We start from the raw sequence: 11,824 nt of genomic DNA, 5'->3' as shown, positions 1-11,824 counted from the left end.
ACAACGGCGCTGCGCCACAGAACCTTCTTGTGGTGGTCCCCCAGATCAACCTTGGCCAGCGACACGAGGAGGAGGATCGCTGGGACGAGGGGGCTCTGCATGTGGAAGGGCTGCCCGGTAATCGAAGCGCGTGCCATTTCAGCGGCACTGATCCCGTAGTGACCTGCGGTCTCGCTGAGAACTGGCAGTACACCGAAGTAAAAGGCGTCGTTGCTCATGAAAAACGTCATGGGGATGCTGAGGACGCCGGTGATGACTGCCAGGAAGGGGCCCATGCTGGACGGGATGATCTGCACCAGCCAGGCGGACATTGCCTCGACCATGCCGGTACCCGTCAGGACGCCGGTCAGGACCGCGGCCGCCATGACCATGCTGACTACTGCAACGACCGACGGCGCGTGGGCAACAAGTTGCGCGCTCTGGTCCTTGACGTGGGGAAAGTTCACCAACAGAGCAATCGCGGAGCCCACCATGAAGACGTACGGCAGGGGTACAAGGTCGGCGATGAGCATGCCCATTACTGCGACGGTGAGCGCAAGGTTGAACCACTGCAGCTTCGGACGGAGGGTACTGCGGTTCGGGTCCAGGGAGGTGCCCGCCAGAGCGTTATCGCGGTCATCCGCTACAGGCTCGGTACCTTCCAGTACAGCGACGGAAGAACCACCGACGGCGGGAGCCGCTCCCCCGGGGTTGGTTCCCGGACGTCCGCGGCCCGCGTACGAACCGCCGACACCGGAACGGCCGGCGGGGGCACCGCCGTCGAACGTGTCAGGCGCTCCCCAGAGCTCGGGCTGCGTGGCGCGGAGACGGTTGCGCTCCTGGATGCCGAGCATCCAGGCGAAGGCAAGAACCAGGGCGATGCCGCCAAGGAGGGAGGGCAGCATCGGAACGAAGACATCGTTGACGTCGATGTTGAGTGCGGTGGCTGCCCGGGCGGTCGGTCCACCCCAGGGCACGATGTTCATCGTGCCGTTGGCGAGGCCGGCCACACAGGTCAGCACCACAGGGCTCATCTTCAGCCGAAGGTAGATCGGCAGCATAGCGGCGGTGGTGAGGATAAAGGTCGTGGAGCCGTCACCGTCAAGAGATACTGCGGCAGCGAGGAGCGCGGTACCGAGGACCACTTTGGCGGGATCATTGCCCAGTTTCCGAAGGATGAAGCGAACCAGCGGGTCAAAGAGGCCGACGTCGATCATCAAACCGAAATAGATGATGGCGAACATCAACAGGGCTGCTGTTGAGGTCATCGACTTCATCGATTCCATGACCATCTCGCCGATGCCAAGGCCTGCACCTGCGAAAAGACCGAAAATTGTGGGGACGATGATCAGCGCCAGCACCGGCGACAACTTCTTCGTCATGATCAGCACCATGAACACCGCGATCATCGCGAATCCAAGTATTACCAGCACGGCCGGCTCCTTCTGTGTGAACAGCGGCACAGCAATGTGACGCGTGATACAGACTGTAGGGTGACCGCCGTCACGGCAGTGCCTTTGGTTGAATTGATTGACATACTGCTTGTTGCGAGCATTTTGCTCATTGTGCTCACCCACCGAAGGGCGCCACGTCCGATCGCCCGCCACCCACTTCAAGGAGGACCGTGCCGCGTCCCAGCCCGCGCCCCGCGCTGCGGTTCTCCACCCAGACACTCCTGCTGCAGCTGGCGGTGGTATTGCTCGTGGTCCTGCTCAGCGCCGCCGTCCACGCCTGGCTGACCTATGAGCGGGCGGGCGACGAGGCGGAGGCCCAGGCGCTAACCCTTGCCAGGACGGTGGCGTCGGATCCGTCCGTCAGGGCGGACGTGCTGGCCATCAGCCGACAGGAGGGGACCCCTCCGGCCGCCCAGCTGGCCGCCGGCCCCCTGATGGCCACCGCGGAAGCAGCCCGTACACGGACCGGAGCGTTGTTCGTGGTCATCACCGACGACACCGGGCTTCGCCTCGCCCATCCCGATCCTGCGCGGCTCGGGGAGCAAGTCAGTACCGATCCCACCGAGGCCCTGGCAGGGCGCGAGGTCACCACCCGCAACACAGGCACACTGGGGCCTTCCGCCGGAGCCAAAGTTCCTGTCTACGCCCCCGACAGCTCAGCCGTGGTTGGAGAGGTCAGCGTCGGCTACTCCATGGAGACCGTGAGCCAGAGCGTAGCCCAGGACGTGGGACCAGTTGCCCTGACTGCCGCCGGCGCCCTGTTGGCCGGCGTGCTTGGCTCCTTCCTGCTGCGTCGGCGGCTGCGCCGACTCACCCTGGGTCTGGAACCCGAGGAGATCAGCACCCTGGTCCATGACCAGGTGGCTGTGCTTCAGGGTGTGGACGAGGGCGTGATCGGTGTTTCCGCGGACGGGAGAATCAGCGTCTTCAACGCAGCAGCACAGCGGCTACTGGGGCAGGAGGACCTGGCAGGAACGCGGTGGGAGGACGCGCCCGTCCCGGATCAGCTCAAGGCCCTGACAGAGCCGGGCGCCGGTTCCGCTTCCCCTTCCGCTGTCGAGCTTGTAGCCGGTGAGCGCGTACTGGTCGCCAGCGCCCGCAAGGCCCTTCATCGGCGCGAGGACCTGGGATGGGTGCTCATGCTGCGGGACCGCACGGAGCTGCAGCAACTTACCCGGCAGCTGGACGCGGTGGGAACCATGTCCACTGCGTTGCGCGCCCAGCGGCACGAGTTCGCCAACCAGCTCCACACCATCGCCGGGTTCATGAGCATCGGTCAGCACCAGCAGGCCCGCGAGTACCTGGCGCGGTTGGCAGCGACGGGGCCTCTGAAGTTCCCGGTAGACCAGGCCGAACTTCTTCAGGACCCATATCTGCAGGCCTTCGTGGGCGCAAAAGGGGTTGAGGCCGACGAGCGCGGCGTTGCCTTGCGCATTGGGCCGGAAACACTGGTCCGAGGGCAGGTCACAGCTGCGCAGGACGTCACAACGGTTCTAGGCAACCTGATTGACAACGCCGTCAATGCCGCTGTGGCCGGAACAGGAACCCCCCGCTGGGTTGAGGTGGAAGTGATGGATGAACCGGGCGACGACGGGGGGACACTTCATGTGGTGGTTGCCGACTCGGGAGACGGGCTGGCGCCGGGAACCGACACCGAGGCAATCTTTGCCGAAGGCTTCACTACAGTTTCCGGCCCCGTCCGTGCCGGCGGCGGCCAGGGGTTCGGGCTTGCGCTGGTGCGCCAGCTGGCACGGCGCCGCGGCGGGGACGTCCGGTTGCTTGAGCCCGGTACGCCCGGCGGGCCGGGAGCGGTCTTTATGGCTTCCCTGCCCGGCACGACCGCGGCGGCGAAGGATTCACGGGGGAACGATGGAGCAGGAAAGGACGATCATGGCCGATGACTTCCGTGTGCTGATAGTCGATGACGACTTCCACGTGGCCAAACTGCACGCCGCGTACGTGGATTCGGTGGCCGGGTTCCTGGCGCTGGCCCCGGTGGGAACAGCATCGCTGGCGCTGCAGTCGGTCCACAGCCTCCGTCCGGACCTGGTGCTGCTTGACGTCTACCTGCCCGATGCCTCCGGACTCGACCTACTCCAGCAGCTGGACGTGGACACCGTGATTCTGAGCGCAGCCTCCGACCCTGCCTCCGTCAGCGCCGCCTTCCGCCGCGGCGCGCTCGGCTACCTCTTGAAGCCGTTCACTGCCGAATCCCTCTCACAGCAGCTGCGGTCGTACGCCAGGTACCGCCGCCTTCTGTCTCAGCCGGGGGCACTGGACCAGGATGCCGTGGAACGCGCCAAGCGATCGCTGATCCCGGGCGACGTCACTCCGTCGTCTAAACCCCGATCAGCCACGGAGGCAGCGGTCCTGGATTCCTTCGTTCCGGACGAGCAGTACTCCGCCGCGGAGGTCGCCAACCGGGTAGGCGTATCGCGGGCCACCGCGCAGCGGTATCTGTCCTCGCTGGCGGACGACGGCGCGGTGGAAATCCAGCTGCGCTACGGGACGACGGGCAGGCCGGAGCACCGCTACAGCCTGCCGCCTGCATGACCTGCATGACCTGCATGACCTGCACGACCTGCAGTCGAAGGATCCTCGGTCAGTAAGCGGCGGACCGCGCCTCGAGCTCCGCGGCACGCTCTACTATGGCCTGCGAACCAGCCGCAGTGAACGCCGAGAACCGTTCGTGCTCATCCGGTCCGCCATCCAGTGCCGACGTCAGGACGGGACGGCGAACGACGGCCCCGGCCTCCTCCGCGATGAGCGCAGCGGCCGCCCAGTCGTGTTCATTCAGTCCACGCTCGATGTAGGCGTCCAGCGTTCCATCGGCGACCATGCAGAGGTCAAGGGCCGCCGACCCGATCCTCCTCAGGTCCCCGTGGCCCGCGACGAGTTCGCCGAGCTCCCCGAGTTGGTGCGTCCGTTGCCCGGGGTGGTAGCTGAACCCACTACCCACGATGGCGCCTGCGCGTCCTGCAACAGGTCCGTGCAACTCGCGCACCTGTCCGCGTTCCCGCACCCAGGCGCCCTGGCCCTTCGAGGCCCAGTAGACCCGGTCCAGCGCCGGCGCGTGAACCACGCCGGCCAGCCACTCTCCCCCGCTGTCAACCGCCGCTACCGACGTGGCGTAGTAAACAATGTTGCGGATGAAATTGGTGGTGCCGTCCAGCGGGTCGACGGACCACCGGATCCCGGACGCCTGGCCTTCCGGAACCGTGGTTCCGAACTCCTCGCCCGTAATCGCATCATGCGGTCGGGAACGCCAGATCACATCACGGACGGCCCGTTCGGCAGCGGTGTCAAAAGCAGTAACCCAGTCACTGTCAGAACTCTTGTTCTCGGCTTCAAGGACGCCGTTACCGCGCCTCTGCAGCACCTGGGCACCGGCTTCAGCGGCTTGCAGCGCGACGTGAAGCAGTTCGGCAGGGCTGGCGCTCATACGGTTCCTTCCTCCAGGAGCCTTCGGAAACCGTCTTCATCGAGAATGGTCAGCCCCAGCTGCTCTGCCTTGTCCAATTTGGTCCCGGCATTTTCCCCGGCCACGACGTAGCTGGTGTTCTTCGATACCGAACCGGATGCCTTGCCCCCGCGCTGGATGATTGCTTCCTTCGCTTCGTCACGGCTGAACCCCTCCAGCGACCCGGTGACGACGACGGTGAGCCCCTCCAGCGTGCGGGGCATGGACTCGTCCACCTCGTCGGCCATCCGGACCCCGTCCTCAGCCCATCGATCGACGATCTCGCAGTGCCAGTCTTCAGCGAACCATTCCTTCAGTGCTGCGGCGATGGTGGGTCCAACGCCGTCGACGTTGGCGAGTTCTTCCTCGCTGGCACTGCGGATCCTCTCCATCGATCCGAATGCGGTGGCCAGAGCCCGTGAAGCCGTCGGCCCCACATGGCGGATGGACAACGCAACCAGTACACGCCACAGCGGCTGGGACTTGGCCTTCTCCAGTTCCACAAAAAGCTTCCGTGTGGTGGCCGTGGGTTCGGAGGGTTTCTTGGCGCTGCCCCTCGTGTAGAAGTACGGCACCAGCTCCTGCCCGTTCACAACGCCCTTGACCTTCTTGTCACGGACTATCCGCACATCGGCGAGCTTCTCAGGAGTCAGTCGGAAGAGGTCGGCTTCGGTGGTCAGCGGAGGCACGGCAGGTTCGGCAGGCTGGGTGAGTGCAATGGCCGCTTCCCAACCGAGCGCCTCGATGTCGAACGCACCCCTGCCGGCGACGTGGAACACGCGCTCCCTCAGCTGCGACGGGCAGGATTTGGCATTGGGACACCGAATGTCGACGTCGCCCTCTTTCGCAGGCGCCAGCGGCGTGCCGCAGGACGGGCACACCGTTGGCATCACGAATTCGTAGGGCGGCGGATCCTGTTGGGCCCGCAGCGCAACTACAGGGCCGACAATCTCGGGGATAACGTCACCGGCTTTGCGCAGCACGACGATGTCACCGATGAGGACTCCCTTGGCCTTTACAACCTCCTGGTTGTGCAGCGTGGCCATCTCCACTGTGGAACCGGCCACCTTGACCGGAGTCATCAGCCCGAATGGTGTGACGCGTCCGGTCCGCCCGACGTTGACGCGGATGTCCAGGAGCTTGGTGTTCACTTCCTCGGGCGGGTACTTGTACGCCACAGCCCATCGTGGCACGCGCGAGGTGTGGCCGAGCGCGCGCTGGAGCGCGAAGCTGTCCACCTTGACCACAATGCCGTCGATCTCATGCAATAGGTCATGCCGGTGCTCGCCGTAGTGCTCAATGAAGTCGAGGACCTCCTCATAGGATCCGAACACCTTGAAGTAGGGCGACACGGGCAGCCCCCACTGCTCAAGCAGGCCATACGTCTCGGACTGACTTTCGGATTCCAGCCCCTCACGGGCACCGATGCCGTGCACATACATGTCCAGCGGCCGCTGGGCCGTGAGCGCGGGATCCTTCTGCCGGAGTGAACCCGCTGCAGCGTTGCGGGGATTGGCGAAGGGGGCCTTGCCTGCCTCGACCATGGACTCGTTGAGCTGGGCGAATTCCTTCGAGGGGAAGAACACCTCGCCGCGGATTTCGACCTCCGCAGGATGGTTGGATCCGTTGAGCTTGCGCGGGATGGTCTTGATGGTGAGCACGTTGTGCGTGATGTCCTCGCCCGTTGCGCCATCCCCCCGGGTGGCCGCCCGCACCAGCTCACCGTTGCGGTAGAGCAGGTTGACGGCGAGTCCGTCGATCTTCAGCTCGGTGAGCCAGGAGACCGTGCTGCCCGGACGTTGGGACTGGATGCCTGCTTCCGCCCGCCGGACCCATGTCTCCAGCTCCTGGGTGGAGAAAACATCCTCCAGGCTGTACATGCGCTGCAGGTGCTGGACCGGCGCGAAGGCCGCGGACACATCGCCGCCGACTTCCTGGGTGGGCGAATCATTCGAGATCAGTTCCGGGTGTTCGGCCTCGATCTGTTCGAGCCTGCGAAAAAGCACGTCGAACTCGGCGTCCGAGATAACCGGTGCGTTTTCGTTGTAGTACGCAAAGCGGTGGCGCCTCACCTCCTCCACGAGCCGGGCGTACTCCTCCTTGAGCGAGTCTGCCGGCACCTCATCGGCGGGCAGCTCAACCTCGGAACGTTCTTCGGACTGCTCATCGGCGTGTTGGTTCACTGTGGCCACGGTTCCTATCTTGCCCCAGACCACCGACAGTTGCGGGCGTTAACGAGGGAACGGCCCGCAGCCGAAGCTGCGGACCGTTCTGCCGTACCGGGAAACCTACGCGTTCGAGGTGGCTTCCTGATCCTGGCGGTTGCGCTGTACGGTCGCGCTGACTTCCTGCAGCTGTGCTGCAATCTGGGTCAGCTGCGCGCGGTGGGTTTCCCACTCGCCGCGGAAGCGCTCGGAGTCCGGGCCGACCCAGGCGGTGTTGCCGAGCTGCTGGGTCAGCTGGTTGGCGGTCTGGTTCAGTTCTTCGGACTTCTGGGTAAGCAGCTGTGCCAGCTGTCCCATCTGCTCCGGGTTATTACCGTGTGTAACGTTGCTCATTGTCCCCACCTTTCGTTGTGGCGGTCCGGCATTTCCGGAACCGCCCTGCCCTTCCGGGATGTCCCTCGCGGGCTCCCCGTTTGGGCGACTGACTACAACCTATCCAAGCCCGTCGAGAGGTGTCGATGGGGACCGCTCCCCAAGGAGCTCTACCCAAGGAGCACTACCCGTCCGGGCGCCGGACCGTTGTGTCAGTCCAGGCCGCCCATGGTTGTGGCGACCTGTAGCTTGTATGCCTTGCCCCGACCGACAACGTAGCCGCGTCCCGGTATGAAGCGGTTACCCGCAGTTCTGCCCAGCGACGTGTTCAGCAGCGTGTCGCCGTCGAGCTCGTTCGGGTTGAGCAGCAGTCCCCGCCTGCCGGACTTGAATGGACCGGACAGGTTCCAGGCGCTGGACCAGGTGGACGTCTCCGCCTCGCCGACCACCCACTGACCCGACTTCACAGCCGTCTTCACCAGCGAGGACAGTTCCAGTTCCGCCAACGAATCGGTGAACTCGGTCAGGCCCTCGATGAAGAACGCGACCGAACCTTCCGGACCATCGACCAGCGTGGTGAGCCTCGCCAGTTCCGGCTGCACCAGGGCAGCGGTGGCGTACGCCTCGTCCCACAGACCGAGTGATGCAACCGTGGAGCGCCGCGCCCCGAGATAGATCCGTTTCACATGCGGCGAGGACTTTTGCAGTGCCGCAGCCAGAGTCACCAGCGCCACCGTGCGTCCCGACCCCGGCGGACCCGACACCATGAACGCACCCGTAGCGGAGACCGCGGCGGGCTCAAGGTTGAAGTCATCAACACCAATGACCGCCGAGCCCGTCTCAGCCGCGGGCAGCACGTCGAGGTCGATCGACTCGGGCAGGCTGAGGACGCCCGGCGCCTGCGGAACACCCTGGCGCAGCATGGCGTCGCGCATGCGTTCCACCTCGCGCGCTTGCAGTTCGAGGTTGGCGTTGCCCCCGAAGACCGCAAGCTGCACCTCGAGCCCGTCAAGCAATCCACGCCCGGGAGGCGACGAGCTGGAGAGTACGTCACGGGGCACGCCCAGCGTCGAGTAGTCGTCCTTCCCCGCCATGCGTAGGATGATCCGCCTGCTGATCGAGGCCGCCAACGACGGCGGGAGGGAGTTGGTGCGCTCTCCGGTCACGACAATGTGCACGCCCATGGGACGGCCGTCCGTCGCAATCTGCTGGAACAGTTCGAAGTGGCGCTCGCGCCCCTTGAACTCGTAGTTCTCACGGAAAGTGGTAATGCCGTCAACAAGAAGCAGGATCCGCGGTTCCTCCGGACGGTTGGCCAGCCGACGGTACTCCGTAATGGTTCCCGCCCGGACCTCGGCGAACCGGTCGGAACGCTCGTTGATGACGCCACGCAGGTAGCGGAGCAGCCGGCCGATCCGCTCGGAATCATCGCCATCGAGCACCGCGCCGACGTGCGGCAGCTGGCCGAGCATCTGGAGGCCGTTCGAGGCGCAGTCGATCCCGTACACCTGCACCGGACCGCCGCGCACGGTGACGGCTGAACCGATTGCCAGCGTCCGCAACGCCGTCGACTTGCCTGAGCCGCCGGATCCAAGGATCGCGAGGTTGCCGTCGACGTCGGGCTGGTAGAAAACGGTGGGCTGCGCCTGGTGCTCCGGGTCGTCCACCACTCCAAGCAGCAGCGACTCGTCCGTTCGGGGGTTCGGCAGCTTCGAGAAGTCATAGGCTTCCGCTAGTTCAGCAAGCCACGGCTTACGCGGAGGCTTGATGCCCAGTTCCAGTGCAGCCTGGGAAACATTGCCCACGATCCGGGCGATGTCATTAGGGCCGCCGGGCTCAGCGACAACCTCATCCCCTGCAGACTCCCAACGGGTGCCCGAGCCGAAGTTCATCTCGACGACGTCGATCCGTGGGCGCGCCGGCGCCCGGGTGGTCCAGCCTCCGGCGTAACCGGTCTGGAAGCTCTGGATACGGCCGGGGCCGGTCTTCGCCGCACCGCGCCCAGGAATCGACGGGCTGAAGTAGGCGGCCATCGGCGTACCGAGGATGTCCTGGGAGTCGTCCGTGTCCGCCATGCGAAGCGCGATGCGGAGATTCGTGTTGGCGCGCAGGTTGTCCTTGATGACGCCGGAGGGCCGCTGCGTGGCCAGGATCAGATGGAGACCAAGTGACCGGCCACGGGCTGCGATGTCCACCACGCCGTCGACGAACTCGGGCACCTCCCGTGCGAGGGCAGCGAACTCATCGACCACGATCACCAGTGACGGCGGTGTTTCAGGGTCGGCGTCGCGCTCCATGGCGAGCAGGTCCTTGGCCTTCTTGCGGTTGAACAGATGCTCCCGGTAGTGCAGTTCCGCCCGTAGGGAGGTCAGTGCGCGGCGCACCAGGTGCGGCGACAGGTCGGTGACCAGGCCAACGGTATGCGGCAGCTTCACGCAGTCCGCGAACGCCGCCCCACCCTTGTAGTCAACGAAGAGGAAGGAGAGTCGGTCAGGGCTGTAGGCGGCGGCCATGCCGAGCACCCAGGACTGCAGGAACTCAGACTTGCCCGCGCCCGTCGTTCCGCCGACGAGGGCGTGCGGCCCTTCCGTCTTCAGGTCCAGGTACATCGGCTCGACGCCCTTTGAACCCACCAGGGCACGCAGCGAGCCCTGATGCTTGCGGTTGGGCACGGCGCGGGACGCAACCGAATTGTTTTCGGTCCAGCGGTCCGCGACCGCCGTCGTCGCCTCCACCAGTTCGTGGCCCGCAAGGGTGACGTAGGAGACCGCGCGTGGAAGATCGGAGTCGTCCTCAACGGGCTTTCCGACGTCGACGACGGGAGTCAGCATCCGAGCCAGCTGCCCCGCCAGCTCAAGGTCCACGCTCTCGCAGCTGACCGGCGTCGACAGTTCTCCGAGCCGTACCTGGCCGCTGACATTCGCCGCATCGCCGTCGACGAAGAGGAAGTCGCGGCATGCTGCGGGCAGCGCGGCCACCGTGCCGGCGATCCAGAGGACATGGACACCCACGTCTGCCCCGGCTTCTGCGATACGGGTCAGGCGGGCGCGGTCCGCCGTGACGTCGTCCTCGACGATCACCAGCACCGACGGCGTGACCGGGACCGGGTAGTTCAGTTCCTTCCGTGGGTCCAGGCGGCCACGCAGCGCGACGCCGGACCGTTCAGCTGCCCGGACGGACACCAGATCCTCGAGCCGTGACAGCAGCAGGCCGGCTGCTGCGGGTCCGGCGGCAAGGTGGTCCCCCGTCAGCGGGCTGTGCACGGATCCGGTGTGCGGCAGCCACTGCAGCCAGCTCCAGCGCTCCTTCGACTGGACCGAGGTCAGGGCGACCACTGCCAGCTCTGCCGGCGAGTGCAGACCGATGGCCTGCACCACCAGTCCGCGTGCGACGTCGTCCACGACCCCGCGTGCCCCGGCGACGCCCAGCGCACCGGACAGGCGGAGGTTGGCGACAATCGGCACATCGTCGATGTAGCCGTATTCCTCCGCTGCGTCGCGAATCTCTTCGGAGAATTCAGGGAGGGTGTCGGATCCGGCAGGTTCGGACAGCTCGATTCGTGACGGCGCGCGGCCGGTGCCGAAGCGCATCGTCAGGAAGAAGTCATGCTCCGGCCGGTGGGTCCACAGGAGGGGGCCCAGCTTGTAGATGGCGTCGACCGTGTCCGCCACGGAGGGTGCTTCGGCATGCCGGACCGCCCGCTCAACCTTCCTGGTCCGCTCAATATCGCTGCGGAAGAACGCCATGGAATCACGGAACTGAGCCACGGCTTCACGGAACGTTCGCTTGGCGTTGATCCGCTGGTCGAGGTAACTGCCCACCAGGATCATCGGCATCATCAGGATGAAGATGAGGCTGAACGGGCTGCGCGTGATGGAGAACATGATGGCGCCTAACAGGATAGGCGCGATCAGGAGCAGATACGGGAAGCGCATGGGGTTGGGTCTGCGCGGTCCGGCCGGGAGCTGCTTGGGCTTTTCGTCGAAGGCGGGCACCACCCGCGGCGACCGGTTGAACTCGATCACCGGATTGGTCGGATCCGCAGAATAGGAGCGGGTCAGCGGCACCACGGCAAGGGTGGTGTCGCCGAGCGTGACCTCGTCTGCCGAAGTCAGGGCAGTACGCGCCACTCTTGTACCGTCCATGAGCAGCCCGTTGGCCGAGTTGGTGTCGATGATCTCGATACCGTCCGCAACGTTGATTCGCGCGTGCCGTTTGGACATCATCGGGTCGGAAAACCTGATGTCACAGTTGCGGTCGCGGCCCAGGTAGCTGGCGCCGGCGGGCAGTGAGAACTCCTTGCCCGCATCCGGCCCTGACAGCACCCGCAGCGTGGCAACAGCCGGCCCGCGGTCCTGGCCCGGCACGTTGAACTGGTCGCTGACGCGGCTGAT

The 11,824-nt window shown here is 65.5% G+C and carries 7 protein-coding genes; 2 read left to right on the top strand and 5 right to left on the bottom strand.

What is annotated here, in order from left to right:
- Positions 1 to 1,412: SLC13 family permease (locus tag RIF85_RS08015; protein ID WP_309071384.1), on the bottom strand; the 1,412-nt coding region annotated here is incomplete at its 3' end.
- A gap of 191 nt (positions 1,413 to 1,603) precedes the next feature.
- Here RIF85_RS08015 and RIF85_RS08010 point away from each other — a divergent pair.
- Together RIF85_RS08010 and RIF85_RS08005 are read left to right on the top strand one after the other, a co-directional pair.
- A complete protein-coding gene (locus tag RIF85_RS08010) occupies positions 1,604 to 3,334 on the top strand; it encodes a sensor histidine kinase (protein WP_309071383.1) in 1,731 nt (576 codons plus the stop codon).
- On the top strand, positions 3,324 to 3,986 hold the full coding sequence (locus tag RIF85_RS08005; protein WP_309071382.1) for a response regulator: 663 nt from the start codon (positions 3,324 to 3,326) through the stop codon (positions 3,984 to 3,986). Before RIF85_RS08010 ends, RIF85_RS08005 begins: the two co-directional genes overlap by 11 nt.
- A gap of 49 nt (positions 3,987 to 4,035) precedes the next feature.
- On the opposite strand, the gene RIF85_RS08000 is transcribed toward RIF85_RS08005, so the two are convergent.
- From RIF85_RS08000 to RIF85_RS07985, 4 genes are all read right to left on the bottom strand, one after another.
- Positions 4,036 to 4,875, bottom strand: coding sequence for an inositol monophosphatase family protein (locus RIF85_RS08000; RefSeq protein WP_309071381.1), 840 nt, complete (start codon positions 4,873 to 4,875; stop codon positions 4,036 to 4,038).
- A complete protein-coding gene (gene ligA / locus RIF85_RS07995) occupies positions 4,872 to 7,028 on the bottom strand; it encodes an NAD-dependent DNA ligase LigA (protein WP_375164401.1) in 2,157 nt (718 codons plus the stop codon). The genes RIF85_RS08000 and ligA overlap by 4 nt, the downstream gene beginning before the upstream one ends.
- A gap of 153 nt (positions 7,029 to 7,181) precedes the next feature.
- Positions 7,182 to 7,451, bottom strand: a complete 270-nt coding sequence (locus RIF85_RS07990; protein ID WP_026544706.1) for a WXG100 family type VII secretion target — start codon at positions 7,449 to 7,451, stop codon at positions 7,182 to 7,184.
- A gap of 191 nt (positions 7,452 to 7,642) precedes the next feature.
- Positions 7,643 to 11,824: FtsK/SpoIIIE domain-containing protein (locus RIF85_RS07985; RefSeq protein WP_309071380.1), on the bottom strand; the 4,182-nt coding region annotated here is incomplete at its 5' end.

The sequence above is a fragment of the Arthrobacter sp. genome (genome assembly GCF_031179385.1).
GTDB lineage: Bacteria > Actinomycetota > Actinomycetes > Actinomycetales > Micrococcaceae > Arthrobacter_D.
Note: the sequence above shows the minus strand (reverse complement) of the source record. Positions and strands in the feature narration are given on the sequence as shown.